We start from the raw sequence: 26,548 nt of genomic DNA, 5'->3' as shown, positions 1-26,548 counted from the left end.
AAATCACCTCCTACAGGAAGTGAATCATGAACCACGCCTCACTGGAATCCCTCGCGATTCAAACTGAACGTCCGACGCTCTAGTGTTCTTCGGCGCCTTCTTTCCGCAGTTCATCGCGCCTGAAGGCAATTACGCGTTACAGATCGGCGTCATGGGTCTCACCGCGATGATCTTCGCCGCCGTCTCGGATTCGACCTACGCGCTGGCCGCCGGCCGCGCCGGGCGTCTGCTGTCGGCCGGCCGCGTCAAGCTCTTGTCGAGGATCAGCGGCAGCTTCCTGGTCGGCGGCGGCCTGTGGCTGGCCTGTTCCAAGGCGAAGTAACGGCCGCGAGCCCGGCGACGCCAACAGCAACATCCTGGAATAGGAAGGCCGATTGAAAGTCGGCCTTCAGGCCACCACATGGATCAACAGTTGGGGATTCATGTCTATGCCGTGGACTTACGCGGATTTGAAAAGGAACGCGTTTGGCGTGATCCTGTCCATCGCTTTGTTCGCGGCGATGGTTCCGTCGGCTCTGAACAAATGGGCGAATGACGCAAGTCCGATCCGGTCGGTCGACCCGGTCGATGCAACGATCAAAAGTGGACAGGGTAAAGGGCGCAATATCCAATATCTGCTGGTCCTTGAGAACGGTTCGACGGTCCTCGTTTACGACGACCTCCCGCATCTGATCGGCTCGCGCGTTGGCATCGAGCGCGTCACGCGCGACAATGGCTTCGTCTTTTACCGGTTTGCAAGTTGAACCATGGCAAGAGCGCGGCTGGCCTTCACCTTGTTGATACTGCGGGAAAACCTCCGGGGCGTCATTATCACCAGCCTTGTGGTGGGCGTCTGCATTTTGGCAATCGGTGCACTGATTGCAAGGCGGAGCAGCCCCATCGTCGATGTGGAGCGCGTGACAGGCACGGTGGTTAACGTCCTCAATGCTGAAGGGGCGGTCGGTGACGGATTCCGCTATCTCTATGGAATCCGTCTCGAAGAAAGTAACCTCCTGGTGTTCGTGTATGGCGACCCGCGCGCGCCGCGCGCCATCGGCTCGCAAGTTTTGATCGAGCGACAGCGTCGCATGAACGACACCGAAACGTATCGTCTGCTTCGGGAATGAAAGACGGCGCTAAAGCCGCCCCAGCCTTTCCAGCAACAGCGCGAAAAACGCATCATGATCGATGTCGCGCATCACCATGGCGTTCTTCGGCCGCTTGGTCACCCCCCACCAGTCGATCACCGTCATGCCCATGGTGAGCTCCGAGGCGGTTTCCACGCTGACATTGCAGTTGCGACCCTTGAACAGCTTCGGCTTCAGCAGATACGCGATGACGCAAGGATCGTGCAGCGGGCCGCCGTCGGTACCGTATTTCTCCTCGTCGAAACGTTCGAAGAATTCCAGCATGTCCGCGGTGGCCGTGCCGACCCTGGTGCCGAGCTTACGGAAGGCCTTCGTACGCTTGGCGGTGGTCAGCGCCTTGTGGGTGACGTCCAGCGGCATCATCACGATCGGAATGCCGGATTTGAACACGACATCGGCGGCATGCGGATCGACATAGATGTTGAACTCGGCGGTCGGCGTGACGTTGCCGCCCTCGAAGAAGCCGCCGCCCATCAGCACGATTTCCTTGATGCGCGGCGCGATTTTCGGCTCGCGGATCAGCGCCAACGCAATGTTGGTGAGCGGCCCGAGCGCGCAAAGCGTGATCGTGCCGCTCTCCTCCCTCATCAGTGTCTCGACTATGAAATCGACCGCATACTCTTCCTGCAGTTTCATCTTTGGTTCGGGCAGTTGCGGCCCGTTGAGGCCGGTCTTGCCATGCACTTCCTCGGCGGTGACCAGTTCGCGCGCCAGCGGCCGGATGGCGCCTGCATAGACCTTGACGTCCGGCCGGCCGGCCAGCTCGCAGATCTTGCGGGCGTTTTTTTCGGTAAGTTTCAACGGCACGTTGCCGGCCACCGCGGTGATGCCTACGATCTCCAGCTCGGCGCTGCCGAGCGCCAGCAATATGGCGACGGCATCGTCCTGGCCGGGGTCAGTGTCGATGATGATCCTGCGGGATTGGGGCATTTCAATTCCTTGTTTTGGCAAGTCTTTTTGGGCGGGACGTGTGACGGCTTGAAGTCTGCCGGGCGGCGGACCATATCAAGACCATCGGGAAAAATGCCATCCGGGTTTTTCCACTTTATGTCGCTCTTGAGAGGACACTGTAACATGAGCCGAATGACGCCTTTTTCCAGCCCGCTTCTCCTCGGTTTCGATTCCATGGAAAAGACGCTGGAGCGCTTGGCAAAGTCCGGTGACAGCTATCCTCCCTACAACATCGAGCGCCTCAGCGGTGCCGACGGCAAAACCGAAAGGCTGCGTATCACGCTCGCCGTCGCCGGTTTCGCGGAAAGCGATCTCGATGTCACAACGGAGGAGAACCAGTTGGTCGTGCGCGGCCGTCAGAACGACGACACCGAGCGCGAATTTCTCCACCGCGGCATCGCCGCGCGCCAGTTCCAGCGCTGTTTCGTGCTGGCCGACGGCATGCGGGTGATTGCGGCGGAATTGAAGAACGGCCTTCTGTCGATCGATCTCGATCGGCCGGAATCCGAACGGCTGGTACGAAAAATAAACATATCGGTGAAAGACTGATTTTTGCCGATAGCTCTCATGCGGGATGGCCTTGAGCGGCGTCTCGCGGCAAGGAGGCTTGAAATGACCAGAACTAACGAGAATATCATCATGACCAGCGGCGAATTCGCCCATCTCGGCGAAGGTTCGGTCGCCTATCTCAGGAAAGTGTCGAGCGACGATCTGCGCGGCCGTTTCCCGGGCCTCGGCGAAATCGCGCCGGGTCTGGAACTGTGGGCCCTGTTTGCCGCTAATGGCCAGCCGATCCTGCTTTCGGACGCTCGCGACCGGGCACTGGCTGGCGCGCTGGAAAACGATCTGACCCCGGTCGCTATCCACTAACGTCGCTATCCACCAACATTGGCGCCATCGACTGACAAATACGGCGCAGCGATCTGGCTGGAAACGGACAGGGCCGCTCACGGCGGCCCTTCAAAGGATTTAATCAAAACCTCAAGCGGCGTGCGAGGCCTGCGTGTCCGACAGCAGCGCATGGATGGCCACGGCGTCGCGCGTGCCCCTGATCTTGGCAACCGTGTCGGCGTCGCGCAGCACCCGCGCGATGCGCGACAGCGCCTTGAGGTGGTCGGCGCCGGCACCTTCGGGAGCCAAAAGCAGAAACACCAGGTCGACCGGCTGATCATCGAGGGCCTCGAAGTCCACCGGTGTCTCCAGCCGGGCAAAAACGCCGGCGATCCGCTTCACCCCAGCCAGCTTGCCGTGCGGAATGGCGATGCCGTTGCCGACGCCGGTGGAGCCGAGCCGCTCGCGTTGCAGGATGGTGTCGAACACCTCTCGCTCCGGAATGCCGGAAATTGCCGCCGCCCTTTCGGACAGCAATTGCAGCAGCTGCTTTTTGGAGTTCGCCTTCAACGCCGGCATGATTGCCGGAACGCTGACGAGATCGCTCAGATCCATGCTTGAAATCCCTTGTTCGCCTGCCGTCGCCAGTCCCCACGCTCGCGTGCGGCTGGTCTTTACCCCTGCGCGACCTTGGCCGTGGACGGGTCGATCCAGCCGATATTCCCGTCCGGCCGGCGATAGACGATGTTGAGATGGTCATTTCCGGCATTGCGGAAGACCAGGACCGGGCTGTCCTTGGTGTCGAGTTCGATCACCGCTGACGCCACCGACATGGTCCGCAGCGTCATAGTCGATTCGGCGACGATGGCCGGCGCGAAATTCTCCGGTATGTCCTCCTCGTCGTCGGCAAGCGGCGCCATCACCGTATAGGCGACGTCGGTGAGCTCGCCGTTGCTATTGCCTGAATTGTGCGACTTCAGCCGGCGCTTGTAGCGCCTGAGGCGCGTTTCCAGACGGTCTGCCGCAGTATCGAAGGCAAGCGTTGGATCCTGGGCATCGCCGGTCGCCTGCAGCGAAGCACCGGAGTCCAGCCGGATCATGCAATCGGCCGTGTAGCGCGACCCCGATTTGACGACTACGATTTGCCCTGAAAAGCCCCGATCGAAATATTTCCCGATCACTTCCCCGACACGGTCGTTGATGCGCGTACGGAACGCATCGCCGATATCCATGTGTTTTCCCGATATGCGCAGTGTCATCTGAAAACTGACCTTCCTTGCTCAGGCTTCAAACTGTCCCGAGTTTATACTCGTGGTCCGCGCGCACAAGCTTTTGCGGCGTCACTTGCGCCGATTTTAGATCCGAACTTTCCGGTTGATCACAAGCCGCCTTCTTGGCCGTCCCGTGGCCTACGTCGTGACGGACCATCTCTCGTGCGGGCATCGGCGAACTCAAATCCACTCGCCAGCCCGTCTCATGCGGGCGGGCTTCTAGCCACTTCGTCGCCGCTTGTCAATGAAGGGCGAAAGCTGTGGAAATTCCGCCGGAGATCAACGGCCGGCGCTGGCCAAAGCGCGTTTTTCGCGCCGCCGCTGCACCGAAGAGGGTATGTTCATGCCTTCCCGGTATTTGGCCACCGTGCGCCTGGCGATGTCGACGCCGCTTTCCCGCAGCATGTCCACGATGGCATCGTCGGAAAGCACATCGATGGCTTTCTCCTCGTCGATCAGCTGCTTTATGCGGTCGCGCACCGCTTCCGACGAATGCGCATCGCCGCCACCTGACGAAGCGATCGAGGCGGTGAAGAAATAGCGCAGCTCGAACACACCGCGCGGCGTCAGCATGTATTTGTTTGCCGTGACCCGGCTGACCGTTGATTCGTGCATGCCGATGGCGTCCGCCACCGTGCGCAGGTTGAGCGGCTTCAGGTGCCGCACGCCGTGGACGAGAAAAGCGTCCTGCTGGCGCACGATCTCAGAGGCCACCTTGAGAATGGTCTTCGCCCGCTGGTCGAGGCTGCGCGTGAGCCAGTTGGCGTTCTGCAGGCATTCGGCAAGGAAATCCTTTTCCGCCTGGTTTTTCGCATGTGGCGTGACCTGGGCGAAATAGATGTGATCGACCAGCACGCGCGGCAGCGTCTCGGCATTGAGCTCGACCGTCCAGCTGCCGTCATTGGCTGCACGCACCTCGACGTCGGCCACGATCGCATCGCTGGCACCGCGCGAAAACGCCATTCCAGGCCGCGGGTCGAGCGCCCGGATCTCGGCCAGCATGTCGAGCAGATCCTCCTCGTCGACGCCGCAAATCCGCTTCAGCGTCTGGAAATCGCGCCGTGCCAGGAGTTCGAGATTGGCGATCAGCACCTTCATCGCCGGATCGAGCCGGTCGCGCACGGCCAGCTGCAGCAACAGGCATTCGGCGAGGTCGCGGGCGAATATGCCGGCTGGCTCAAATGTCTGGCAGACCGCCAGGACCGGTGCCATCGCCGTGGCGTCCGTGCCGAGGCGGGCGGCGATCTCGGCCATGTCGGCACGCATGTAGCCGGCCTCGTCGAGGCCGTCGGCAAGCTCGCCGGCGATCAGGCACGCCGCCGGATCAGCAAAGGCGAGCGCCACCTGCTCGCCGACATGGTCGCGCAGCGTGATGGCCGCCGCCGCCATATCCGCGACGTCGAAGCCGTCGGAGGAAGAGGTGGAACCGTTGCCGGACGCCGATTTCCATTGTGCCGTCAGGTCGGGCCCGAGCCGCTCGCTCGTACCAGGATCGTCAGGAAACAGGTTTTCCAGCGACGTATCGAGCTTTTCCGAGATCGCCTCGGCGCTCCACGCCGTTTCCGCCTCGAACCAGTCGCCGTCGGCAGCCGGTTCCGATGCGGCGTCGCCCTTCTGCGCCTGGTCGCTGGCGGCGTCCTCCTGCGGTTCGGCGCGTTCCAGCAGGGGATTGCGTTCGATCTCGTCGTCGATGAAGCGTTCCAGCTCGAGATGGGTGAACTGCAGCAGGCGGATCGACTGCATCAGCTGCGGCGTCATCACCAGCGACTGCGACTGTCGTAGCTGTAGTTTTGCCGCCAACGCCATGGTTCGGTTTCAAACGCTCCGTCTACGCACCCGCACTGCTGGAAGGAATTTTCCAGGCCAGCATAGAAACTGGCCCGGCTTTTGCTTGTCAAGGCGAGGAGCGGTAAAACTCGCCTGTCGGAGCGTTTTCAGGCAGAAAATTGAAGAAAAAGCTGCTGGACTACGCCGGAAATCCCGCTCGAGCCGGAATTTCGCACTTAGAGCGTAAATCCCTCGCCGAGATAAAGCCGCCGCACATCGGCATTTGCGACCACTTCGTCGGCTCGACCATGGGTCAGCACCTGGCCGGCATGGATGATGTAGGCGCGGTCGATCAGGCCAAGTGTCTCGCGGACATTGTGGTCGGTGATCAGAACGCCGATGCCACGTGCCGTCAAGTGGCGCACGAGCTGCTGGATGTCGGCGACGGCGATCGGATCGATGCCGGCGAAAGGTTCGTCGAGCAACATGTAGGCGGGGCGGGTTGCCAAGGCGCGGGCAATTTCGAGGCGTCGCCGCTCACCGCCGGAGAGCGACAGCGACGGAGCCTTGCGCAGATGGCTGATGTGAAATTCCTCGAGCAATTCGTCGAGCAGGCGCTCACGCTCCTTGCGGCTCTTTTCGACCACTTCGAGCACGGCCCGGATGTTTTGCTCGACATTCAGGCCGCGAAAAATCGAGGCTTCCTGCGGCAGATAGCCGATGCCGAGACGGGCGCGGCGATACATCGGCATCGACGTGACGTCGAAACCGTCGATTTCGATCGTGCCTTCATCGACCGGCACCAGGCCGGTTACCATGTAGAAACAGGTCGTCTTGCCGGCGCCGTTGGGGCCGAGCAGCCCAACCGCCTCGCCGGCGCGCACGCCCAGCGTCACGCCGCTGACGACTTTGCGGCCCTTGTAGCTTTTGGTCAGCCCCTTGGCGATCAAGGTTCCCTTGAACTTTGCCGCTTCGACGGTGACCCTGGCCGGTGCCGCAAGTTGGCTGGCGGCGCGCCCTGGAAGACGCGCCAGCAGCGACGATATGCCGGTCATCAGGGTTTCGCTGCTCCAGACTTCGCCGGCGGCGTGATCGACATCATGACGCGGCCGCCGCAGGCGTCGACCTGGGCAAGGCCGCTCTTCATCTGCACAGTGAGCTTGCAGCCGACAAGCACGTTGTCGCCTTGCGAGAGCACGACCTTGCTGCCCGAAAGCACCAGCACTTCGGTCTTCATGTCGAAAGTGCCGCGGTCGCCGGTGGCAACCTGATTGTCCGATTTGATGTAGACCTTATCGTCGACCTCGAGATGGTCGATGTTGGCGGATCCGGTCATTGCCGCGGCACCCGCCGGCTGGGCGCTTTTGGCGGCGCCTGCATCCCTGACGTAATAGACCGTCATTTTGCCGGCCTTGAGCACAGTTGGACCCTGGACGACGTTGACGTTGCCGGTGAAGACGGCAACGCTTTCCGCTTGGCGCACCTCGAGCTTGTCGCTTTCGATCTGGATCGGCTTGTCGCCCGACAGCCTGAGGCCGGACATTTGGCTGGTGGCCTTGGACTGCGCCAGCGACGGCGCCGTCCCCAAGGTCAGCCCCAAGGTTAGCAACGCCGAAATCGCGGCGAGGCGCCGTGCCGAACTACTGAACCGCATTGGTCTCTCCGCTCTTTGCCTCTGCCGCCTTCAAACTGGCGGGATCGATGTCGACGCGCACCTTGTTCTCGAAAACCAGGACCTTGCCATTGTCCTGGACCGACATCGAATCCGCCCTGATCCGCGACCCGCCGCGGCTGACATCGACGGGCTCGCTTGTCTTCATAGTGCCTTCGCCCATGTCGAGATAGACTGATTTGAATTTTGCCACCACACCATCCGTCGTCGACACGGTCACATCGCTGGTCAGGCTGAGCGTGTTGCCGTCGCGATCGTAGGTGCCGTGCGTGGCGTTGATGGCGGCCGTGTTGTCGGCCGCAATCGGCAGCTTGGCCTTGATGCCTTCCAGATCGATGATGCCCTGTTTGCTGACGTCCTGTATGGCGCGCAGGGCCGTCATCGAATAGGGCAGGTCCTGCTTGGTGAAGCCGTTGAGCTTGGGATTGGCCATCACCAGCTTGCCATCGGCAAAGGCGCCGCCGTCGGCCTGCACCTCGATTGCAGCGGGAGCCATGAGATAGGAATAGACCGGAAACGCGACCGCAATCACGGCAGCGACCAGCGGCACGGCCAGCTTGAGGATACGGACCCGGCGCGAATGACGCTGCGCAACGTCAAACGCGTCGACCCGCGCCCGGCCTGCGGCCTTGGGAGCCAACTCCGTCTCGGTGTTGGTCGGTTCGATTGGTCCCGCTAACATGACTGCTTCTTCTAAACCCCTGCCCGCCAGGCCGCCCTATAGGTGGGGTGCCGGCGCCCTCAAGCAAGCACAAGCCGAGGAAAACCGCAAAAATGTGACAGCCGCCCCTGTACAATGAAAATGGCCCCAGCGCAGCCTGTACCTCATACCAGATATGGGCGCACAGTGTTAGAGCCTGTAGAACGTGACAGGTTGAGGCTTGCCGCGAATGCCTAAGACGGCCTTTGGCGCAAGGCCGTCAGGAAACGGTAGCCGGGCGCGAATGGTTGCTTTAAAAGCATCTGCTCCCACCGACTACGAGGCTGACCATGGCATTGAGAGCCGACGACCTGATCGACCGCCGCCGCTTGCGCCGCAAGCTGACATTCTGGCGTGTTGCGGCGATTATCGTCGCAGCAGCCGGACTGATCGCCTTCTCGGCATGGATCTATGGTGACGACTTCACCGGCGCGGCTGTCGACCACATCGCCAAGGTCAAGATCGAAGGTACCATCACCGAAGACGAAGAACTGATCAAGCGGCTGGAGGCAATCCGTCAGTCGCCGCGCGTCAAGGCTGTGATCCTGTCGATCGATTCACCCGGCGGCACCACCGTCGGTGGCGAGTCGATCTATGAGGCAGTGCGCAAGCTCGCCGCCGACAAGCCGGTGGTGGCCGAGGTCGGCACGCTCGCGGCTTCGGCGGGCTATATGATCGCCACCGCGGCCGACCATATTGTCGCACGCAAATCCTCGATCGTCGGCTCGATCGGCGTGCTGATCCAGTACCCGGACGTCAGCGGCCTCATGGACAAGCTCGGAGTCAAGCTGGAGGAGGTGAAATCCTCGCCCTTGAAGGCCTCGCCTTCTCCCTTCAAGCCGACCAATGACGATGAGCGCGCCATGGTCCGCAAGCTCATCCTCGACAGCTACGACTGGTTCGTCGGCATCGTCGCCGAGCGCCGCAACATGACCAAGCCGGAGGCGCTGGCGCTCGCAGACGGGTCGATCTTCACCGGCCGGCAGGCGGTCACCAACAGATTGATCGACGCGGTCGGCGGCGAGGCCGAAGCAATCGACTGGCTTGCAGGCAAGGGTGTCGATGCCAAGCTCAAGGTGGTGGAATGGAAGGACACGGAAAAACGTGGTGGTTTCCTGTTCTCCAAGGCGATGGCGCAGACCGTCGGTGCTGCGCTTGGCCTGCCCGGCCATGGCGGCGACGTCCTTCACGAAATTGGAGCGGACCGCTTGTTTCTTGACGGTCTCGTTTCCGTCTGGCACCCTTGAGGAACCGCTTGGGACGAGTGAAAAACCAAATAAAATCATTCTGATAATTTCGGCGGCACTGCTTTTACGGGGAGCCTTTTCATGATCAAATCCGAACTTGTGCAGATCATCGCCACGCGTAATCCGCATCTTTTCCTGCGCGACGTCGAAAACATTGTCAGCGCCATCTTCGATGAAATCACCGACGCGCTTGCCGAGGGCAACCGGGTCGAGTTGCGCGGCTTCGGCGCGTTTTCGGTGAAAAACCGCCCTGCCCGTACCGGCCGCAACCCGCGCACCGGCGAATCCGTAGAGGTCGAGGAGAAATGGGTACCGTTCTTCAAGACCGGCAAGGAATTGCGTGAAAGGCTGAACGGAGGCAAATAGGCGCGGCGCCCGCCACCGCTCCCGCCTTTTCTTCCGAACGGAAAAACATGTTCAATCGCTTTCTCCTCATCGTGGTTTTCGTGCCGCTGGCCGTCATCCTGATTGCGTTGGCCGTCGCCAACCGCGAACCGGTCGCCTTCACGCTCGATCCGTTCAACCCCGGCAATCCGGCGCTGACGCTGACCATGCCGCTCTTCATTTTCCTATTCCTGGCGCTGGCCATCGGCATGATCGTCGGCAGCCTGGCGACCTGGACCAAGCAGGGCCGCTACCGCAAGCTGGCGCGCCAGCGCGGCGCCGAGGCAGAGAACCTGCGCCAGGCGGTCAGCCGCGCGCCCACCGCGTCGCAGGGCCCAGCCTTGCCGAAGCCGACGAACTGAGCCGCGGCTCGGGCCTGAAGCACAACCGGCCTAGTTCTCCACGGAGCCTTTCATGCTGACCATTTCCGCCGCCGAGGTCGACCGCGCGCTGACCTTTTCCGGGCTGGTCGAGACGTTGCGCGCCGCTTTTCGCGATGGCGCCGTGCAGCCGGTCAGGCACCATCACACGGTTGAGCGGCCCGATGGCGCCGCCTCGACGCTGCTTTTGATGCCGGCCTGGACCGACTTCAACGCAGCCGGCACCTCGGCCGATGGCCATATCGGCGTCAAGATCGTCACCGTGTCGCCCGACAACAATGCCGTCGGCAAGCCCGCGGTGATGGGGCTTTACCTGTTGCTCGACGGCGCCACCGGCGAGCCTCAGGCCTTGATCGATGGCCAGCGGCTGACACAGTGGCGCACGGCCTGTGCGTCGGCGCTGGCCGCCTCCTATCTGGCCCGCGCGGACGCATCGCGGCTGCTGATAGTGGGCGCCGGCGCGCTGTCGCCGTTCCTTGCAAAGGCGCATTCGGCGGTACGTCCGATCAAGAACATCCGCATCTGGAACCGCACGCCGGCCAACGCCGAAAAGGTCGCGGCAAGATTGCGTGCCGAGGGTTTTGCGGCCGAAGCAGCAGGCGATCTCGACGCCGAACTCGGAAAGGCCGATATCGTGTCGTCGGCGACCATCACCACCATGCCACTGATCAAGGGCGCACTCTTGAATCCCGGCGCCCATGTCGATCTGGTTGGCGGCTTCACGCCGGCGATGCGCGAAAGCGACGACGACGCGATTGCACGCGCCCGGGTCTATGTCGACACCCGCGCCGGCGCCACCAAGGAGGCAGGCGATATCGTCCAGCCGCTGGCCTCCGGCGTTCTGAAGCCGGAAGCCATCGTCGCCGATCTCTATGAACTGGCGCGCGGCCAGAAAAAAGGCCGGCAGAACGACGATGACATCACGCTGTTCAAGTCGGTCGGCGCGGCCCTCGAGGACCTCGCCGCCGGCATTGCCGTGTATCGGGCAAGTGTAGGGCAGTAGGGCAGTAGGGCAGTAGGAAACCGTGCTAATCGTGCGGCGCCGCGCCTAGTGCTACTTTGCTCTCGCCTACTGCCCTACTGCCCTACTGCCTTTGCCAATAAACCCGCAGCCGGTGGCTGTCGGGATCAAGCGCGACGAAGGTGCGGCCGAAATCCATGTCGGTCGGCGTCTGCAGAATTTTCAGCCCGCGGCCGGCCCACTCGGCATGGGTGGCGTCGACGGCACCCGGCGTGTCCAGCGCAAAGACGATCTCGGCGCCACCGCCTGCTGCCGCGGCGGCCGGTTCCACGGTGTGACGCGACCAGAGGCCGAGCTTGAAGCCGTTGTCGAGCACGAACAGCACGAAGGTCGGCGAGGTCTCGACCGGCTGCCGCCCAAGCAGCGCGCTGTAGAAGGCGCCGCTTTGCTCAGGCTTGTCGACAAAGAGGATGACGAAATTGGGCGGTGTCATGAATTGCTCTCCAGATGGTTTCGACTGGAGGAGCATACCGTACGCCACTGCCAGATTCTGGCAGCAGTCTCAACTGAGCAGCAGCCTTAGCTTGGCGTGTCGAGCGTCGCCCGCCATTCTTTGAGCAGCACCTGACGGCGACGCGGATAGCGCATCTCGGTGGCATTGAGGCCGGATATCCGGTCGGCGCGAAAGTGCCTGAAATCCTGGCGCATCTCGCACCAGGCCGCGACGACGCGCACCTTGTCGAAGAAGCCGAGTGCGAACGGCCAGACGGTGCGCTCGGAGGCAGCGCCGCCGGCGTCGCGATAGACAAAGCTCAGCTTGCGCTCCTCGCGGATGGCCTGCCGCACCACGCCGAGATCGATGCCTTCGGTGACCTCGGTGCGCGACCCGACCAACAGCGTCGAGGCGTCGAGCTCTTCGCGCAAATCGTCCGGCAGCACCGCGGCGATCTTGGCCAGCGCGTCGGTGGCGGCGTTCGCAAGCCGCCAGTCCGGCTGCTTGGCCACCCAGCGCGAACCGAGCACGATCGCCTCGATCTCCTCATCGGTGAACATCAAGGGCGGCAGCATGAAACCGGGCCTGAGCACGTAACCCAACCCCGCCTCGCCCTCGATCGGCGCGCCCTGCCCCTGCAGCGTGGCGATATCGCGATAGAGCGTGCGGATCGACACACCCATTTCGCCCGCAAGGCTCGGCCGCTGACCGGCCGGCGATGCCGGCGCAGGATCTGGATCAGGTCGAGCAGGCGTTCAGCACGGGACATGAATCATGACCTAGTTTCAATCACGATAGAGCCCCAGCACTTTCGGCGGCAAGCGACATGGTGGCGGACGGGAACGTCTGCGCCCTGACGCCGTTGTCTGGCCATTATGGATATACGCGGGTTGCTGTTGTTCTGGTCGGTTTTGACCGCCATCGTCGCTGCGCTCAGCCTCGGACCATCCTTCGCCCATGTGCTGGAATCGGTGCCGCGGCTGACCAGTTGGCCGCCTTCGCTCTGGCGTGAAACCACTGTCTTCAACGCTCAGTTCCAATTCTTCGCGATTGTCGGCGCACCGCTGGACGTGGCCGCGATCGCCTGTCCGGGGCTTCTCGCCTGGATGCTGCGCAGCGACCGCCCGGCATTCTGGTGGATTTTGGCCGCCATCGTGCTTTATCTGATGGCCCTCGTGGCGTGGTTTACCCTGGTCAAACCGGCAAACGATGTCCTGGCCACCTGGGTGCCTGGACCGATCCCGGACAATTTCGAAAGTATCCGGAGCAGCTGGGAAACCGGCCATATGGTCGTCACCGGCTTCAAGGCCGTTGGTTTCATAACGCTCGCAGTCGGCCTGCTGTCGATCAGGCGCGGCTGATCCGGTTGCACACGTCGGCAGCCCTTTTGTTGCGCCGGTCAATGTGCTGTGGCAGAAGCGGCGAGCCGCCGTCCGGAGATGCGCCTTCTTGAAACCTTTTCGCGACAAACGCCGCGACAGCCGCCCGCCCGCGAAGGGCGGGGCGGAGCAGCCGCGACGGCGCGACGCCGGCCTGACCGCCGGTTCGGAGCCTAAACTGCAGGACCGGTCCGAGCCGAAAGCCGCGCCGCGCCCTCTATCCCGCCGCGATGGCGCGCTGCCTGCCGAACATCTGCCGCTGATCCTCGAGGTCGGCCCCAATCAGGACTACGCGCTGCTCGACAGCGGCGCCGGAGAAAAACTCGAGCAATACGGCCCCTACCGCATCGTTCGGCCGGAGGGCCAGGCGATCTGGCAAAAGGCTTTGCCGGCCAGGGACTGGGAGCGCGCCGACGCCATTTTCACCGGCGATACCGACGAGGAAGGCATCGGCCGCTGGCGCTTCCCCAAGACGCCGCTCGGCGAGACCTGGCCGATGAAGCATGACGGCATAGATTATCTCGGCCGCTTCACTTCGTTTCGCCATGTCGGCGTCTTTCCCGAGCAGGCCTCGCACTGGGACCACATGGCCGGACTGATCGCGGCGGCAAAACGGCCGGTGAAGGTGTTGAACCTGTTCGGTTACACCGGCCTTGCCTCCTTGGTGGCGGCGCGCGCCGGCGCCGAGGTCACCCACGTCGATGCTTCCAAGAAGGCGATCGGCTGGGCGCGCGAAAACCAAGAAATGGCGGGCTTGTCGCAAAAGCCGATCCGCTGGATCGTCGACGATGCCGTGAAATTCGCCGAACGCGAGGAGCGCCGCGGCAGCCGCTACGACATCATCCTGTTCGACCCGCCCGCCTATGGCCGCGGACCGAAAGGCGAGGTCTGGCAGCTGTTCGAGGACCTGCCGGCGCTGACCGATATCTGCCGCGCGATCCTGACGCCGAAGCCGCTCGCCGTGGTACTGACCGCCTATTCGATCCGCGCCTCTTTTTTCGCCATCCATGCCCTGATGCGCGACACCTTCGCCGGCATGGGCGGCACGGTCGAGTCGGGTGAATTGATCATCCGCGAGAAATCTGCCGGTCGGGCGCTTTCGACCTCGCTGTTCTCACGCTGGGTGGCCTGAATGAGTGCGTACGAACGGCACGCGGGCGCGCCAGGGCAGGTGAAGGAAGTCACCAGCCTCGCCAACCCGCTGGTCAAGGACATCAAGGCGCTCGCGCTGAAGAAATTCCGTGACCAGCAGAATGCCTTCATGGCCGAAGGCCTGAAGCTGGTCATCGACGCGCTCGATCTCGGCTGGTCGATCAGGACATTGGTCTTCGCCAAGGCCGGACGTGGCAATACGGCGGTTGAAAAGATCGCGGCGCGCACGGTCGCTGCCGGCGGCACCGTCCTTGAAGTTTCGGAAAAAGTGCTGGTCGCCATCACCCGCCGCGACAATCCGCAAATGGTCGTCGGCGTGTTCTCGCAGAAATTCCTGCCGTTGAAGGACATCCGCGCCCGTGACGGCGACGTCTGGGTGGCGCTCGACCGCGTCCGCGACCCCGGCAATCTCGGCACCGTCATCCGCACGGTCGACGCTGTCGGGGCCAGGGGCGTCATCTTGGTCGGCGAGACCACCGATCCCTTTTCGGTCGAAACGGTGCGCGCCACCATGGGCTCGATTTTCGCCGTGCCGGTCGCCAAGGCGTCGCCCGAAGCTTTTCTCGCCTGGCGAACGAGCTTTCCCGGCCTCGTCGCCGGCACCCATCTGAAGGGTGCGGTCGACTACCGCTCGGTCGATTTTTCAAAAGGCCCGGTGCTTTTGATGATGGGTAACGAGCAGCAAGGCCTGCCTGACGAGCTTGCCGCAAGCTGCGATAAACTGCTGCGGATACCGCAGGCCGGCCGCGCCGATTCGCTCAACCTTGCGGTGGCCACCGGCGTCATGCTGTTCGAGATCCGGCGCGGCGCGCTGAAGCTCGGCCCGGAGGACGCCAGATCGTGACATCTCAAACCGTGAAACTGCAAACCATGAAGTCCTGGAGGCCGTATGCTCTTCTGGTCGTCGCCGCGATAGCGCTCGACCAGTGGGTGAAATACCTAGTCGAAACCGGTCTTGCCTTTCAGGAACGGCTCGACCTGCTTCCGTTCCTGGCGCTGTACCGCACCTACAACACCGGCATCGCGTTCTCGCTGTTTTCGTCCTTCGGCGACACCGGCCTGGTGGTCGTCGCGGTTCTGGTGGTCGCTTTCGTGCTCTATCTTGCGGCCCGCACGCCGCCCGGCCACCTGCTTGCCCGCATCGGCTTCGCACTGATCGTCGGCGGCGCGCTCGGCAACCTGATCGATCGCGCAATCTACGGTCATGTCATCGACTATGTCCTGTTCCATACGCCGGTCTGGTCCTTCGCCGTCTTCAACCTCGCCGACGCCTTCATTTCGGTTGGTGCGGTGCTGGTCGTCTTCGACGAACTCATTGGCTGGCGGCGCGGAGCGTCGAGCGATTGACCTCACTCGCCTGGCGCCGCACATTCTGATCTGCAAGCCCGAGGAGAAAAAATGCCCGAAACCTTCAAAGCCATCCTCGTTTCGCGTGACGCCGAGAAAAACCAGTCAGTCGCGGTGACCGAGCTTACCGAGGCAGACCTGATGGAGGGCGACGTCACCGTCGCGGTCGAGGCGACGACGGTGAACTACAAGGACGGTCTTGCAATTACCGGCAAGGCGCCGATAATCCGCCGCTGGCCGCTGGTGCCGGGCATCGATTTCGCCGGCACCGTCATCTCGTCTTCCAATCCCGACTGGCGCGAAGGTGACAAGGTCATATTGAACGGCTGGGGCGTCGGTGAGACGCATTTCGGCGCCTTTGCAGGGCGCGCCCGCGTCAAGGGCGACTGGCTGGTGCCGTTGCCGGACGGCATGAGCCCGCATGATGCGATGGCGGTCGGCACCGCCGGCTACACCGCCATGCTTTGCGTCATCGCGCTGGAGCGCCACGGCATCGTGCCCGATCGCGGCCCGGTGGTGGTGACCGGCGCTGCCGGTGGCGTCGGCTCGGTCGCGGTCTCGATCCTGTCCAGCCTCGGCTATCACGTCATCGCCTCGACCGGCCGCGCTGCCGAAAGCCCCTATCTGATCGACCTCGGCGCCGCGGAAGTGATTTCACGCGACGAGCTCACCCAGCCGGCAAAACCGCTCGCCAAGGAACGCTGGGCCGGCGGCGTCGATGCGGTCGGCAGTCACACGCTAGCCAACGTTCTGTCGATGACCTCCTATGGCGGCGCCGTCGCCGCTTGCGGCCTCGCCGGCGGCATGGACCTGCCGGCAAGCGTCGCCCCCTTCATCCTGCGCGGCGTCTCGCTGCTCGGCATCGATTCGGTGATGGCGCCGAAGGCGGTCCGCCTCGAGGCCTGGCGCCGCATCGGCGCCGATCTTGACCACGCAAAGCTTGCCAGCCTGTCGACGAGCATCGGCTTCGACGGCATCATCGGCGCCGCGCATGACATCGTCGAGGGTAAGATCCGCGGCCGCGTGGTGGTGGATATGTGAGCCCCCAAGGGATAAAAAAGAGCGCGACCGCTAAAATTCGAGCGATCAACCACAACCTTCGATAAGCTCTGTCTGGCAGGATTTCCGTATGATTGCGGAACCCGGCATCAGAGAGGCGGAACCAGCCGAACGGGCCGACGGGACGGCCCCCGCGGCGCCAGGACGGCAGCTTGTCGCCGCGCCACCGCTGGCGCCGGAACTGCCGGCCTCCAACCGCGAAGGCCTGCCCTTCCTGACGCTCGTCGCCATCGTCGTGCTGGCAGGCTTTTCGCATCTGACCGGGGCGCCGATCTTCATCACCATCGGCCTTTTGGCGACAGCCATCGCCGGGCTCGCCATGCATCTGCGCAACAGGCGCACCGAGCGCCGCGCGGTGGCCCTGCTCGATGCCACGACCGCCCGCAGCCGCGCCGAAATCGAGACGCTGGCCGACCGCATGTGGGAGATGCAGGAGAGCGAGGAGCGCTTTCGCGGGCTGATCGATGCACTCGGCGATCTCGTCGTCCATCGTGACCGCGACGGCCACATTGTCTACGCCAACAAGGTTTTCGCCGACCTTGTCGAAACCGACCAGCGCGAGCTTGCCGGCAAGACCCTGGCCGAACTAGGCATCGATGTCGGCATCGTCCCCGACGCCGCGTTTTCCGACCATGAATGCCTGAGTTCCACCGACGTCGCCATTCGCACGCCGGACGGCCCACGCTGGTTCTCTTGGATCGAGCTGTCGGTGCGCGACAAGGACAGCGGCGCCGTTTCGCATCGCGCCATCGCCCGCGACATCACCGCTCGCAAGCGCGCCGAATCCTCGCTGATCACCGCCCGCGAGCGGGCCGAATATGCGAGCCAGGCCAAATCGCGCTTCCTCGCCACCGTCAGCCACGAGATCCGCACGCCGATGAACGGCATCATGGGCATGGCCCGGCTTCTCGCCGACACCAGCCTTTCGCCCGAGCAGCGGACCTATGTCGGCGCCATCTCGACCTCGGCCAGCGCGCTGCTGGCGCTGATCGAGGACCTGCTCGACTACTCCAAGATCGAGGCCGGCCGCTTCGATCCCGAACCGCAGCCGATGTCGGTGCGCGAGATCGCCGACAATGTCATCGAGCTTTTGGCGGCGCGGGCTTTTGCCAAGGATATCGGCCTCGGCTGCCATGTCGAACCCGACGTGCCGCAGCTGATCACCGCCGACCCCGGCAGGGTCAGGCAGGTGCTGCTCAATCTCATCGGCAACGCCGTCAAGTTCACCGACAGCGGCGGCGTCCTGGCAAGCATCGCCCGCGTCCGCACCGAAACCACCGACCGCATCTGCTTCACCATCACCGACACCGGCCCCGGTCTGCGCGAGGAGGACATGGAGCGCATATTCGAGGACTTCGAACAGGCTGACGGCACCTCGACCCGTGCGCATAGCGGTGCCGGCCTCGGTCTCGCCATTTCCAAACGCCTGGTGATCGCCATGGGCGGCACTATCTCTGTGTCGAGCCGGCTTGGCCAGGGGTCCGAATTCGTCTTCGAGATTCCCGCTATTTCCGCCGTCGAGGCGCCGCAGATCCGCCAGGACGCGCTGTCGGGCCGGCATGCGGTGATCGTATCGAAGAACCTGGTCGAGGCCGAAGCCCTCGCCCGCACCATTCGCGCCAATGGCGGCACGGTCGATCTGGCCACCGCCGCCGCCCAGGCCACCGCTTTCGCCGAGGGCTGTGACGTGCTTCTGATCGATGCTGCCATGGAGCAAAGCGACGGCAGGCTGCTCAGGCGCCTGCGCCAGAGCGGATTTGCCGATTGCGAGGCAGTGACGCTGATCGCGCCGACCGACCGCGGCATGCTTGGCGAGTTCCGTGCCAACGGTTACGCCACCTTCCTGGCGAGGCCGGTGCGCGGCGAGACACTGCTGCGCGTGCTTTTGACCAGCCATGCACCGGTCATCGCCGAGCCGCAACTGCAAAGGCGCGGCGCGCAGGCGGGGCACGCCATTGGCGCCCGCCAGCAGGGCCTGTCGGTGCTGATCGCCGAGGACAACGACATCAACGCCATGCTGGCCCGCGCCACGCTGCTGAAGGCCGGGCATCGCGTGAAAGTGGTCGGCAACGGCAAGGCCGCGGTCGAGGCGGTCATCAGCACCGGCCACAAGCACCGCTACGACGTGGTGCTGATGGACTTGCACATGCCTGTCATGGACGGTCTGGACGCCATCGCCGCCATCCGCCGCCATGAGGAGGAGACCGCGGTGCCGCCGGTGCCGATCATGGTGCTGTCGGCCGACAGCCAGGAAAAGACCCGCCACGCCGTGCTCGCTCACGGTGCCAGCGGCTTCGTCACCAAGCCGCTCGACCCCGATGCCCTGGTTCATGCGGTCGAAGGGCAAGCGGCCGCCTGAGGCACAACATAGACGGTTGATAGATTACCCAGCCGACGAAAGTATTGCCCGCAGAGCCGTATCACGGTACTGTCACAATCCTGTTGCACCTACACCGTATCCCCGTGCCAAGAGGGATGGCTCGAAGGAGAATCACTCGTGCATACAGTCATGCCGGAATGTGATGCTCGGCCGAACGCCAGCGGGCCTTTGCTCGTCGGCCGGAACGCCGATGCCGTCATAAAAGGCGCATCGCTCGGCCGCATCGGCAATCTCGAAGTGCGGCTCGCCCGCAACGAGCCCGAGATCGCTGCCGCGCAGGAAGTGCGCTACCGGGTGTTCTACGACGAGCTTGGTGCCAGGAAGGACCTGTTCCAGATGCAGGACCGCCGCGATGCCGACCGCTTCGATCCCCTCTGCGACCATCTGCTGGTCTTCGATACTTCGCTTTCCGGCCCCGAGCATCGCCGCATCGTCGGCACCTACCGCCTGCTGCGGCAGGAGATTGCCGCGGCCGCCGGAGGCTTCTATTCCGAAGGTGAATTCGAACTGACCAAGCTGATCGCGCGGCATCCCGGCCAGCGCTTCCTCGAGCTCGGCCGCTCCTGCGTTCTGCCGGAATACCGCTCGAAGCGCACCATCGAGGCGCTGTGGCAAGGCATCTGGGCCTATATCAATCATTACGGCATCGGCGTGATGACCGGCTGCGCGTCGTTCCACGGCACCGTGCCGGCGGCACATGCAGAGGCGCTGACCTATCTTGCCCACCACTGCCGGACGAATTCATCCTGGGACGTGCGTGCCGTCGCCGGGCGCTATTGTTCCATGGATCTGATGCCGATCGAGGCGGTCAATACCAAGGCGGCGATCGCCGCGATGCCGCCACTGGTCAAGGGCTATCTGCGCGTCGGCGCGCGCATTGGCGACGGTTGCGTCATCGACCGTGAATTCTCGACGGTCGACGTGTTCGTGGTGATGCCGGTCAAGGAGATCGGCGCCCGCTACGTCAATTATTATGGCGGAGAAGCGCAGCGGTTTGCGGCCTGAGTAGTGAATAGTGAATAGCACTGACTGCTGGAGCAGCAATTGGCTACTCACTACTCACCATTCACTACTAACCATTCACTATTCACCATTCACCATTCACGCATCTTTCTCAGCCTGCTCGTTGACCGGCCCCGGCTCCACCGGCGCTTCGCTTGCGACATGCTTGGGGCCGCCCTTGGCGACGCCGACCATGGCCGGCCGCAGAACACGCTCGCCGATCGAATAGCCGGGCTGCACGACCTGCACGACCGTGTTGGCCGGTACGTCGGGATTGGGCACCTCGAACATCGCCTGGTGAAAATTCGGATCGAATTTCTCGCCCTCGGGCTCGAGCTTCTTCACGCCGTGGCGTTCCAGCGCCGACAGCATGGCGCGCTCGGTGATCTCGACGCCGTCGATCAGCGCCTTGAAGCCGGCATCGCCCGAAGCCTTGGCCTCCTCCGGGATGGCATCCAGCGCACGGCGCAGATTGTCTGACACCGAAAGCATGTCGCGGGCAAAATTGGCAACCGCATAGGCGCGCGCATCGTGGACGTCGCGGGCGGTGCGGCGACGCAAGTTCTCCATGTCGGCCGCGACGCGCAGCGCGCGATCCTTCAGCTCTTCGTTTTCCTTCAGAAGCCGCACAAGCGCTTCATAGTCGCCGTCGACGCCGCCTTCCCTTGGCTCCGCGGCAGCCTCGGTCTTCTCGGCTTCATCGGGCGCGCGTTCGTCTTTTGCCTGGTCGCTCATCGCCGTTTCCCGTCATTTTCGAATGGTGTGGATTTGCGCCCGATATCGAGGTTTAGCGGCCAAAAATCAAGGGGCAAGCGCTACTGCAGCCGCTGCCGCGGCTTGATGGCGGACGGCGCAGACCTTTCGATTTTAATTCAAACTTTACCGTACCCGACGGCTTTGCTTGCCAGCATACTACAATGCGGGAACCATTCCTCCCTTGGAAGAGTTTCGAAGCCGACACAGGATTTTGGATGATGCCCCGCAGGAATGGCGAAAAACGCGACGGGCTCGCCGCCGATATCCGGCGCCAGCTCGGCACCGAGGCGACCAAGCGCTTTCTGCGCACCTTGCCGGCCTTCCGCACGGAGTCCGATATTCCCGACCGTCTGAAGGAATTGCTCGACCGCCTGGACGGCGTAGAAGCCAAGGTGGTCGCAGGCGGGCGCCGTCGGTAGGCGCCGTTGCCGGCGACTGCGGCCACCAATTCCTCGCCATCGCGCGACATTTACCCGCAGTAACTTTGCGTGATCGCCGCCTTGCGGCAGCGCCCTGCTCCGCCTATGTTTCATGATGAACATGATTTCCCCCGAAGCTGTGGCAAACAGCAAGCGCGCCTGGTTGAAAATCCTGTCGCGCTATAAAAAGCCCGACAGGCGTCGCAGCGCCGTCGAACTCGCCATCACCCTCATTCCTTTCGCCACGCTGTGGGGATTGTCCTCGGCCGCTTATGCCTATGGCCATTGGTGGGGTCTGGTCCTCATCCTTCCGGCCGCCGGCTTTCTGGTGCGGATCTTCATGATCCAGCACGATTGCGGCCACGGCTCCTTCTTTGCCAATCGCTATGCCGACGACTGGATCGGCCGCGTGCTTGGCGTGCTGACGCTGACGCCCTACGATTGCTGGCGCCGCGCCCACGCAACCCATCACGCCAGCGCCGGCAACCTCGACGAGCGCGGCACTGGCGACATCAAGACACTGACCGTCGCCGAATACCGGCAACTGTCATGGCGGGGCCGGCTCGCCTATCGCCTCTATCGCCATCCGCTGGTGATGTTTGGCCTTGGCCCGATATGGATCTTCATTTTCGAGCAGAGACTGCCCTTGGGCATGATGCGGGGCGGCCTCACCCCCTGGGTGTCGTCGATGTCCACCAACCTAGCCATCACGGTCATAGCCGCTCTGCTCATCTGGTTCGTTGGCCCCGGCGCGTTTCTGGTCGTGCATTTGCCGATCGTCTTCCTCGCCGGATCGGCCGGCATCTGGCTGTTCTATGTCCAGCATCAGTTCGAAGAGACGGAGTGGACAAAGGACTCCGAGTGGGAATTCCAGCACGCTGCCCTGCACGGTTCGTCCTATTACGACCTGCCGCCGGTGCTGAACTGGATCACCGGCAATATCGGCGTCCACCACGTGCACCACCTCTCGGCCAAGGTGCCATGCTACCGGCTTCCGGAAGTGCTGAGGGACTATCCGGAGCTGCGTGAGATCGGCCGCGTCACACTCCTCGACAGCCTGCGCTGCGTCAAGCTGGCGCTGTGGGACGAGAGCCGCAGCAAGCTGGTATCGTTCCGCGAAGCGCGGATGGCCGTGTAGACGCACCGCCGCATCTAAAGCGCGTCGCGCTCGACCGGCCTCATGCGACGCGCTTTAGGTTGTTGTTTACGCATGCCGTTATCGCAAAACCGCTGAACACTTTTGCGCGACATGCGTTAGGGGTGCGGCGGGCTCCACATTCCGAGCTTAAGCCGCCTGGCGCTGGTCGCGCATCAGGATCTCGCCCTGGCGGATCTCGGTGCCCAGCACTGTCAGGCATTCGCGCATGAACGCGGCAAGGCCCGGCCAGCCCTTGGCCGACACCAGATTGCCGTCGACATGGGCGCCGGTCGGCGCAACATCGATATAGATGCCGCCGGCCAGCGTGACTTCCGGCTCGCAATATTGCAGCGCCGCGACTTCGCGGCCGCGCACCACGCCGTCGACCGCGATCAGGATCTGCACGCCGTGGCAGATGGTGAAGATCGGTTTTCCCGTCTCATGGAAATGCCGCACCAGCGCCTGCACGCGCTTGTCGATGCGGATATATTCCGGCCCGCGCCCGCCCGCCGCGTAGACGGCATCGTAGTCGGCCGGATTGACCTCGGAAAACGTCTTGTTGAGGATGTAGTCGTGGCCGAGCTTTTCCGTATAGGTCTGGTGGCCCTCGAAGTCGTGCAGCGAGGTCTTCAGGATATCGCCGGCCTTCTTGTCGGGGCAAACGACATGGACGGTGTGGCCCACCGCATGCATGGCCTGTTCAAAGACGAAAATCTCGTACTCCTCGCTGAACTCGCCAACGAGCATCAATATCTTCTTGCCAGCCATACCCGGTTCCTCCCTTGTGGCCACATTTATTCGGATCGCGAAATAATGGGCCTATCCTAAGGCGGAGAGGCGCAAAATAAAAGGCTGAATCGGGAATGTGGTCCGACCAGATAGGGCTTCTGGTCCCCTGGAGCAGATCAGCCGGCGCGCACCCGCCGCCACGAATATTTCGGGCCTTTGGCCTCCGGCTTCACCGCCGGCTGGTAGGACAGCGGCAGTCCGCCGGTACGACCTTCCTCGAGCCGCTTCAGCAGCACCGGGTGCGAGATCTCGAATTCGTCGAAGCCGAGGCGCAGCATATGCGGCAGCTGATCAATCAGCACCTGCCCGGTGGCGCGCATAGCGCCTGCAAAATGATAACGGCTGCGCAGCAATTCGCCCTTGGAGAACGAGCGGCCGTCATTGAACGCCGGAAACGCCAGCGCCACCAGCGACAGCTGATCGAGCAGGCCTGCGATCTTTTCGAGCTGATCGCCGGGCTGCAGCAGCACACCGATGCGCTCCTTCGCCGACCGCCGCACCTCCGGATCGAGGCCGAGAAACGCCTGCAACGGCAGGATGAAACGGCCATTGCCGACCAGCGCCTCGGCGCTTTCGGCATGAACCCACTCGTCCTCGCGGAACCCATCCGGTGTCCACAGCCGCATGGCGTTTTCGGCTATCAAGTCGCTCATCAAGAAAATTCCCAAGTCCACAATATTCTCAAATTCAAAACACCCCAGGGTGTGTCGAGATTCAGTCAGGCCGAGCCGAAGCCGACGGCGGGCGCGAAGCGACCAAACTGGGTGGCTTCCGACAACCGGAGCGGAGCGTACTTTGGGTACGTGAGCGCCGGAAGCGCAGGAAGCCGCCGTTTGCAGGCCGGCTGAATATCAACATACCCTAAAGCGAGGCGTCGGTCAGCGACCTTTCCAGCCCCGACAAGTGGATGCCGCATTCGGTCTTGGCGTGCCCGGCCCAGCGGCCGCTGCGCGCGTCGTCGCCCGGCTGCACCGGCTGCGTGCATGGGAAGCAGCCGATCGACAGATAGCCATAGGCGACCAGCGGGTTTTCACGCAGCGCATGTGCGCGCATGTAGCCGGCCTGGTCCGATGTCGTCCAGTGCGCCAGCGGATTGATGCGGATGCGCGAGCCGACCGCCTCGAACACCGGCAGCGCTGCCCGGGTCGCCGCCTGGAAGCGCTTGCGGCCGGTGAACCAGGCGCGGAACGGCTCGACGCCGCGCGCCAGCGGCTCGACCTTGCGCACGTCGCAGCAGGCGTCGGTATCGGTCTCGTTCAGATTGCCGGTCGGGTCGATCCTTGCCAGCGCCGCATCGTCGGGCCTGATCACCCGGATATCGCTCAGCCCGAAATCGGCGGCCAGCGCGTCACGATAGCCGAGCGTCTCCTCGAAATGCTTGCCGGTGTCGAGAAAGATCACCGGCAGCGTCCGGTCGATCTCGGCGATCATGTGCAGCAGCACCGCCGAATCCGCGCCGAAGGACGAGACGGCGGCGATTTCGCCGTGAAAGAACTCCCGGGTCGACCGCTCGATGATCTCCAGCGGCTTCAGATGGCCGTAGAGCGCGTCGAGACCCGCCGCTTGGGCGGCGATGCCGGCCTCGACGTCGACGATCCGGTCAAGCGGCCTTGGCTTCGCCAGCATAGAGCGCCTCCTTGAACGGCGCGGGACCGACACGGCGGTAGGCGTCGATGAATCTTTCGTTTCTGTCCAGCCGAAGCCCGAGATAGGTCTCGACGATCTGCTCGATGGCGTCGGTGATCTCTTCCGAGCTGAAGCCGCGGCCGATGATCTCGCCGACCGAGGTGTTCTCGTCGGCCGAGCCGCCGAGCGTCACCTGGTAGAGTTCGGCGCCTTTCTTCTCGACGCCGAGGATGCCGATATGGCCGACGTGGTGATGGCCGCAGGCATTGATGCAGCCGGAAATCTTCAGCTTCAATTCGCCGATCTCGCGCTGGCGCTCCAGTGAGGCGAAGCGCCGCGAGATTTCCTGCGCCACGGGAATGGAACGCGCCGTTGCCAGCGCGCAATAGTCGAGGCCGGGGCAGGAGATGATGTCGCTGATCAGGTTGGAATTGGCCGTCGCCAGCCCGATATCGACAAGCGCGTCATAGACCGCCTTGAGGTCGGCCCGCGCGACATGCGGCAGGATCAGGTTCTGCTCGTGACTGACGCGCAGCTCGTCGAATGAATATTTTTCGGCAATGTCGGCGACCGCTTCCATCTGGCTGTCGGAGGCATCGCCCGGCGTCTCGCCGATGCCCTTGAGCGAGATGGTCACCGCCGCGTAGTCGGGATGGCGATGGGTGACCACATTCTGGTCCAGCCATTCGGAAAAGCTCTTGGAGTCGAGGCGGGCAAGCTTGACCGCCTCATCGCCTTCCGGCCGGTCGACAAGCGCCGGCGGCGCGAAGTAGGCGTCGATGGCGCGGATGTCTTCTTCCGGCAGCCTCAGCTCGGCGTCCTTCAACTCCTGCCATTCGGCCTCGACCTGGCGGGTGATCTCCTCGACGCCGGTCTCATGGACCAGGATCTTGATGCGCGCCTTGAACTTGTTGTCGCGACGGCCGTAGAGGTTGTAAACGCGCAGGATCGCCGTGCAGTAGGACAACAGATCCGCTTCGGGCAGGAAGTCGCGGATCTTCTTGGCCACCATTGGCGTGCGGCCCTGGCCGCCGCCGACATAGACGGCGAAACCAAGCTCGCCGGCGGCGTTCTTCTTCAGGTGCAGGCCGATGTCGTGCGTCTGGATGGCGGCGCGGTCGCGCTCGGCGCCGGTCACCGCGATCTTGAATTTTCGCGGCAGGAACAAGAACTCCGGATGCACCGAGGACCATTGCCGCAGGATTTCGGCATAGGGGCGCGGATCGGCAACCTCGTCAGCGGCGGCGCCGGCGAAGTGGTCGGCGGTGACGTTGCGGATGCAGTTGCCGCTGGTCTGGATGGCGTGCATCTCGACGCTTGCCAGATCGGCCAGGATCGCCGGGATGTCCGACAGCGCCGGCCAGTTGAACTGGATGTTCTGGCGCGTCGTGAAATGGCCGTAACCCTTGTCGTATTTGCGGGCGATGTGGCCAAGCATACGCAGCTGCTTGCTGTTCAGCGTGCCGTAGGGCACCGCGATGCGCAGCATATAGGCATGCAGTTGCAGATAGACGCCGTTCATCAGCCGCAGCGGCCGGAACTGGTCCTCGGTGATCTCGCCGGCAAGGCGCCGAGCGACCTGGTCGCTGAACTCGGCGACGCGGGCCTTGACGAAATCGTGGTCAAACTCATCGTAACGGTACATATTCAGGTCTTTCCGGGCGCGTCCGCCCGTTATTTTCTTCGTTCGAGCATGATCGGGATCATGCTTGGGTCA

Annotated in this window: 30 protein-coding genes and 2 pseudogenes; 18 read left to right on the top strand and 14 right to left on the bottom strand. The window is 63.2% G+C overall.

Annotation, left to right across the window (positions count from 1 at the left end; genetic code table 11):
• Positions 1-79: 79 nt before the first annotated feature.
• The 3 genes and pseudogenes from NKK47_RS14965 to NKK47_RS14955 form a co-directional block, all read left to right on the top strand.
• Positions 80-322: pseudogene (locus tag NKK47_RS14965) on the top strand (LysE family translocator); the annotation flags it as partial.
• 52 nt (positions 323-374) lie between these two features.
• Positions 375-743 (top strand): hypothetical protein, encoded by a 369-nt coding sequence (locus tag NKK47_RS14960; protein ID WP_352577453.1) that lies wholly within the window; start codon positions 375-377, stop codon positions 741-743.
• Positions 744-746: 3 nt separating this feature from the next.
• Complete coding sequence (locus tag NKK47_RS14955) at positions 747-1,106, top strand: hypothetical protein (protein WP_352577452.1); 360 nt, start codon at positions 747-749, stop codon at positions 1,104-1,106.
• A gap of 9 nt (positions 1,107-1,115) precedes the next feature.
• On the opposite strand, the gene NKK47_RS14950 is transcribed toward NKK47_RS14955, so the two are convergent.
• Entirely contained in the window at positions 1,116-2,057 is a 942-nt protein-coding gene (locus NKK47_RS14950) for a nucleoside hydrolase (RefSeq protein ID WP_352453985.1), read from the bottom strand.
• Positions 2,058-2,201: 144 nt separating this feature from the next.
• On the opposite strand from NKK47_RS14950, the gene NKK47_RS14945 reads away from it, so the two are divergent.
• Positions 2,202-2,627, top strand: a complete 426-nt coding sequence (locus tag NKK47_RS14945; RefSeq protein ID WP_023675270.1) for an Hsp20 family protein — start codon at positions 2,202-2,204, stop codon at positions 2,625-2,627.
• Positions 2,628-2,690: 63 nt separating this feature from the next.
• Complete coding sequence (locus NKK47_RS14940; RefSeq protein WP_023675269.1) at positions 2,691-2,948, top strand: BQ00720 family protein; 258 nt, start codon at positions 2,691-2,693, stop codon at positions 2,946-2,948.
• A 111-nt stretch (positions 2,949-3,059) separates the two neighbouring features.
• Here NKK47_RS14940 and ptsN read toward each other — a convergent pair whose 3' ends face one another.
• The 6 genes from ptsN to lptC all read right to left on the bottom strand — a co-directional run bounded on the left by ptsN (position 3,060) and on the right by lptC (position 8,301).
• Positions 3,060-3,524, bottom strand: coding sequence for a PTS IIA-like nitrogen regulatory protein PtsN (gene ptsN, locus NKK47_RS14935; RefSeq protein ID WP_023675268.1), 465 nt, complete (start codon positions 3,522-3,524; stop codon positions 3,060-3,062).
• Between the two features lie 59 nt (positions 3,525-3,583).
• Positions 3,584-4,168, bottom strand: coding sequence for a ribosome hibernation-promoting factor, HPF/YfiA family (gene hpf, locus NKK47_RS14930; RefSeq protein WP_023675267.1), 585 nt, complete (start codon positions 4,166-4,168; stop codon positions 3,584-3,586).
• Between the two features lie 291 nt (positions 4,169-4,459).
• Positions 4,460-5,986: an RNA polymerase factor sigma-54 gene (rpoN, locus tag NKK47_RS14925; RefSeq protein WP_352568225.1), complete on the bottom strand. Its 1,527-nt coding sequence runs from the start codon at positions 5,984-5,986 to the stop codon at positions 4,460-4,462.
• Positions 5,987-6,183: 197 nt separating this feature from the next.
• Positions 6,184-7,002, bottom strand: a complete 819-nt coding sequence (gene lptB / locus NKK47_RS14920) for an LPS export ABC transporter ATP-binding protein (RefSeq protein ID WP_023675265.1) — start codon at positions 7,000-7,002, stop codon at positions 6,184-6,186.
• Positions 7,002-7,601 (bottom strand): LptA/OstA family protein, encoded by a 600-nt coding sequence (locus NKK47_RS14915; RefSeq protein WP_023675264.1) that lies wholly within the window; start codon positions 7,599-7,601, stop codon positions 7,002-7,004. Before NKK47_RS14915 ends, lptB begins: the two co-directional genes overlap by 1 nt.
• Positions 7,588-8,301 carry an LPS export ABC transporter periplasmic protein LptC gene (gene lptC / locus NKK47_RS14910; protein WP_352568226.1) on the bottom strand — a complete coding sequence of 238 codons (714 nt, stop codon included), beginning with the start codon at positions 8,299-8,301 and terminating at the stop codon, positions 7,588-7,590. Before lptC ends, NKK47_RS14915 begins: the two co-directional genes overlap by 14 nt.
• 308 nt (positions 8,302-8,609) lie before the next feature.
• On the opposite strand from lptC, the gene sppA reads away from it, so the two are divergent.
• The 4 genes from sppA (at position 8,610) to lhpI (ending at position 11,333) form a co-directional block, all read left to right on the top strand.
• Positions 8,610-9,566, top strand: coding sequence for a signal peptide peptidase SppA (gene sppA, locus NKK47_RS14905; protein ID WP_352568227.1), 957 nt, complete (start codon positions 8,610-8,612; stop codon positions 9,564-9,566).
• 81 nt (positions 9,567-9,647) lie between these two features.
• A complete protein-coding gene (locus NKK47_RS14900; RefSeq protein WP_023675261.1) occupies positions 9,648-9,932 on the top strand; it encodes an integration host factor subunit beta in 285 nt (94 codons plus the stop codon).
• Between the two features lie 47 nt (positions 9,933-9,979).
• Complete coding sequence (locus NKK47_RS14895; protein WP_023675260.1) at positions 9,980-10,312, top strand: LapA family protein; 333 nt, start codon at positions 9,980-9,982, stop codon at positions 10,310-10,312.
• A 52-nt stretch (positions 10,313-10,364) separates the two neighbouring features.
• Entirely contained in the window at positions 10,365-11,333 is a 969-nt protein-coding gene (gene lhpI, locus NKK47_RS14890) for a bifunctional Delta(1)-pyrroline-2-carboxylate/Delta(1)-piperideine-2-carboxylate reductase (RefSeq protein WP_352568228.1), read from the top strand.
• An 82-nt stretch (positions 11,334-11,415) separates the two neighbouring features.
• Here the strand turns inward: lhpI and NKK47_RS14885 are convergent, their stop codons facing one another.
• Complete coding sequence (locus NKK47_RS14885; protein ID WP_352568229.1) at positions 11,416-11,784, bottom strand: VOC family protein; 369 nt, start codon at positions 11,782-11,784, stop codon at positions 11,416-11,418.
• An 86-nt stretch (positions 11,785-11,870) separates the two neighbouring features.
• Positions 11,871-12,553 (bottom strand): annotated as a pseudogene (locus NKK47_RS14880) (helix-turn-helix transcriptional regulator).
• 106 nt (positions 12,554-12,659) lie between these two features.
• Here NKK47_RS14880 and NKK47_RS14875 point away from each other — a divergent pair.
• The 7 genes from NKK47_RS14875 (at position 12,660) to olsB (ending at position 20,106) form a co-directional block, all read left to right on the top strand.
• Positions 12,660-13,145, top strand: coding sequence for a DUF1772 domain-containing protein (locus tag NKK47_RS14875; protein WP_352577451.1), 486 nt, complete (start codon positions 12,660-12,662; stop codon positions 13,143-13,145).
• Between the two features lie 88 nt (positions 13,146-13,233).
• On the top strand, positions 13,234-14,295 hold the full coding sequence (locus tag NKK47_RS14870; RefSeq protein WP_352453977.1) for an RsmD family RNA methyltransferase: 1,062 nt from the start codon (positions 13,234-13,236) through the stop codon (positions 14,293-14,295).
• Positions 14,296-15,159 (top strand): TrmH family RNA methyltransferase, encoded by an 864-nt coding sequence (locus NKK47_RS14865; protein WP_023675255.1) that lies wholly within the window; start codon positions 14,296-14,298, stop codon positions 15,157-15,159.
• A gap of 26 nt (positions 15,160-15,185) precedes the next feature.
• Positions 15,186-15,662 carry a signal peptidase II gene (gene lspA, locus NKK47_RS14860; protein WP_352577458.1) on the top strand — a complete coding sequence of 159 codons (477 nt, stop codon included), beginning with the start codon at positions 15,186-15,188 and terminating at the stop codon, positions 15,660-15,662.
• A gap of 51 nt (positions 15,663-15,713) precedes the next feature.
• Positions 15,714-16,703: an acrylyl-CoA reductase (NADPH) gene (acuI, locus tag NKK47_RS14855; protein WP_352577450.1), complete on the top strand. Its 990-nt coding sequence runs from the start codon at positions 15,714-15,716 to the stop codon at positions 16,701-16,703.
• A gap of 88 nt (positions 16,704-16,791) precedes the next feature.
• Positions 16,792-19,080: a PAS domain-containing hybrid sensor histidine kinase/response regulator gene (locus NKK47_RS14850; protein WP_352577449.1), complete on the top strand. Its 2,289-nt coding sequence runs from the start codon at positions 16,792-16,794 to the stop codon at positions 19,078-19,080.
• A gap of 150 nt (positions 19,081-19,230) precedes the next feature.
• Positions 19,231-20,106, top strand: coding sequence for a l-ornithine N(alpha)-acyltransferase (gene olsB / locus NKK47_RS14845; protein ID WP_352568317.1), 876 nt, complete (start codon positions 19,231-19,233; stop codon positions 20,104-20,106).
• A 96-nt stretch (positions 20,107-20,202) separates the two neighbouring features.
• On the opposite strand, the gene grpE is transcribed toward olsB, so the two are convergent.
• A complete protein-coding gene (gene grpE, locus NKK47_RS14840) occupies positions 20,203-20,838 on the bottom strand; it encodes a nucleotide exchange factor GrpE (protein ID WP_023675250.1) in 636 nt (211 codons plus the stop codon).
• Positions 20,839-21,074: 236 nt separating this feature from the next.
• Here grpE and NKK47_RS14835 point away from each other — a divergent pair, with 236 nt between their 5' ends.
• A complete protein-coding gene (locus tag NKK47_RS14835) occupies positions 21,075-21,278 on the top strand; it encodes a hypothetical protein (protein ID WP_023675249.1) in 204 nt (67 codons plus the stop codon).
• A gap of 115 nt (positions 21,279-21,393) precedes the next feature.
• On the top strand, positions 21,394-22,416 hold the full coding sequence (locus tag NKK47_RS14830) for a fatty acid desaturase (protein ID WP_352577457.1): 1,023 nt from the start codon (positions 21,394-21,396) through the stop codon (positions 22,414-22,416).
• Positions 22,417-22,563: 147 nt separating this feature from the next.
• On the opposite strand, the gene NKK47_RS14825 is transcribed toward NKK47_RS14830, so the two are convergent.
• The 4 genes from NKK47_RS14825 to NKK47_RS14810 all read right to left on the bottom strand — a co-directional run bounded on the left by NKK47_RS14825 (position 22,564) and on the right by NKK47_RS14810 (position 26,476).
• Positions 22,564-23,184 carry a DJ-1/PfpI family protein gene (locus NKK47_RS14825; protein ID WP_352577448.1) on the bottom strand — a complete coding sequence of 207 codons (621 nt, stop codon included), beginning with the start codon at positions 23,182-23,184 and terminating at the stop codon, positions 22,564-22,566.
• Positions 23,185-23,321: 137 nt separating this feature from the next.
• Entirely contained in the window at positions 23,322-23,858 is a 537-nt protein-coding gene (locus NKK47_RS14820; RefSeq protein ID WP_352577447.1) for a DUF934 domain-containing protein, read from the bottom strand.
• Positions 23,859-24,066: 208 nt separating this feature from the next.
• Positions 24,067-24,831 (bottom strand): phosphoadenylyl-sulfate reductase, encoded by a 765-nt coding sequence (locus tag NKK47_RS14815; protein ID WP_352448339.1) that lies wholly within the window; start codon positions 24,829-24,831, stop codon positions 24,067-24,069.
• Positions 24,806-26,476: a nitrite/sulfite reductase gene (locus NKK47_RS14810; RefSeq protein WP_352577446.1), complete on the bottom strand. Its 1,671-nt coding sequence runs from the start codon at positions 26,474-26,476 to the stop codon at positions 24,806-24,808. Before NKK47_RS14810 ends, NKK47_RS14815 begins: the two co-directional genes overlap by 26 nt.
• Positions 26,477-26,548 lie beyond the last annotated feature (72 nt).

The sequence above is a fragment of the Mesorhizobium sp. M0019 genome (assembly GCF_040323975.1).
Lineage (GTDB): Bacteria > Pseudomonadota > Alphaproteobacteria > Rhizobiales > Rhizobiaceae > Mesorhizobium.
This window is presented reverse-complemented; position numbering and strand designations above follow the sequence as displayed.

Excerpts from the sequence above, each read along its gene's own strand:
- NKK47_RS14955 (WP_352577452.1), top strand. The coding sequence starts at position 747 with ATGGCAAGAGCGCGGCTGGCCTTCACCTTGTTGATACTGCGGGAAAAC.
- NKK47_RS14950 (WP_352453985.1), bottom strand. The coding sequence starts at position 2,057 with ATGCCCCAATCCCGCAGGATCATCATCGACACTGACCCCGGCCAGGAC.
- NKK47_RS14945 (WP_023675270.1), top strand. The coding sequence starts at position 2,202 with ATGAGCCGAATGACGCCTTTTTCCAGCCCGCTTCTCCTCGGTTTCGAT.
- NKK47_RS14940 (WP_023675269.1), top strand. The coding sequence starts at position 2,691 with ATGACCAGAACTAACGAGAATATCATCATGACCAGCGGCGAATTCGCC.
- ptsN (WP_023675268.1), bottom strand. The coding sequence starts at position 3,524 with ATGGATCTGAGCGATCTCGTCAGCGTTCCGGCAATCATGCCGGCGTTG.
- hpf (WP_023675267.1), bottom strand. The coding sequence starts at position 4,168 with ATGACACTGCGCATATCGGGAAAACACATGGATATCGGCGATGCGTTC.
- rpoN (WP_352568225.1), bottom strand. The coding sequence starts at position 5,986 with ATGGCGTTGGCGGCAAAACTACAGCTACGACAGTCGCAGTCGCTGGTG.
- lptB (WP_023675265.1), bottom strand. The coding sequence starts at position 7,002 with ATGACCGGCATATCGTCGCTGCTGGCGCGTCTTCCAGGGCGCGCCGCC.
- NKK47_RS14915 (WP_023675264.1), bottom strand. The coding sequence starts at position 7,601 with ATGCGGTTCAGTAGTTCGGCACGGCGCCTCGCCGCGATTTCGGCGTTG.
- lptC (WP_352568226.1), bottom strand. The coding sequence starts at position 8,301 with ATGTTAGCGGGACCAATCGAACCGACCAACACCGAGACGGAGTTGGCT.
- sppA (WP_352568227.1), top strand. The coding sequence starts at position 8,610 with ATGGCATTGAGAGCCGACGACCTGATCGACCGCCGCCGCTTGCGCCGC.
- NKK47_RS14900 (WP_023675261.1), top strand. The coding sequence starts at position 9,648 with ATGATCAAATCCGAACTTGTGCAGATCATCGCCACGCGTAATCCGCAT.
- NKK47_RS14895 (WP_023675260.1), top strand. The coding sequence starts at position 9,980 with ATGTTCAATCGCTTTCTCCTCATCGTGGTTTTCGTGCCGCTGGCCGTC.
- lhpI (WP_352568228.1), top strand. The coding sequence starts at position 10,365 with ATGCTGACCATTTCCGCCGCCGAGGTCGACCGCGCGCTGACCTTTTCC.
- NKK47_RS14885 (WP_352568229.1), bottom strand. The coding sequence starts at position 11,784 with ATGACACCGCCCAATTTCGTCATCCTCTTTGTCGACAAGCCTGAGCAA.
- NKK47_RS14875 (WP_352577451.1), top strand. The coding sequence starts at position 12,660 with ATGGATATACGCGGGTTGCTGTTGTTCTGGTCGGTTTTGACCGCCATC.
- NKK47_RS14865 (WP_023675255.1), top strand. The coding sequence starts at position 14,296 with ATGAGTGCGTACGAACGGCACGCGGGCGCGCCAGGGCAGGTGAAGGAA.
- lspA (WP_352577458.1), top strand. The coding sequence starts at position 15,186 with ATGAAGTCCTGGAGGCCGTATGCTCTTCTGGTCGTCGCCGCGATAGCG.
- acuI (WP_352577450.1), top strand. The coding sequence starts at position 15,714 with ATGCCCGAAACCTTCAAAGCCATCCTCGTTTCGCGTGACGCCGAGAAA.
- NKK47_RS14850 (WP_352577449.1), top strand. The coding sequence starts at position 16,792 with ATGATTGCGGAACCCGGCATCAGAGAGGCGGAACCAGCCGAACGGGCC.
- olsB (WP_352568317.1), top strand. The coding sequence starts at position 19,231 with ATGCCGGAATGTGATGCTCGGCCGAACGCCAGCGGGCCTTTGCTCGTC.
- grpE (WP_023675250.1), bottom strand. The coding sequence starts at position 20,838 with ATGAGCGACCAGGCAAAAGACGAACGCGCGCCCGATGAAGCCGAGAAG.
- NKK47_RS14835 (WP_023675249.1), top strand. The coding sequence starts at position 21,075 with ATGATGCCCCGCAGGAATGGCGAAAAACGCGACGGGCTCGCCGCCGAT.
- NKK47_RS14830 (WP_352577457.1), top strand. The coding sequence starts at position 21,394 with ATGAACATGATTTCCCCCGAAGCTGTGGCAAACAGCAAGCGCGCCTGG.
- NKK47_RS14825 (WP_352577448.1), bottom strand. The coding sequence starts at position 23,184 with ATGGCTGGCAAGAAGATATTGATGCTCGTTGGCGAGTTCAGCGAGGAG.
- NKK47_RS14820 (WP_352577447.1), bottom strand. The coding sequence starts at position 23,858 with ATGAGCGACTTGATAGCCGAAAACGCCATGCGGCTGTGGACACCGGAT.
- NKK47_RS14815 (WP_352448339.1), bottom strand. The coding sequence starts at position 24,831 with ATGCTGGCGAAGCCAAGGCCGCTTGACCGGATCGTCGACGTCGAGGCC.
- NKK47_RS14810 (WP_352577446.1), bottom strand. The coding sequence starts at position 26,476 with ATGTACCGTTACGATGAGTTTGACCACGATTTCGTCAAGGCCCGCGTC.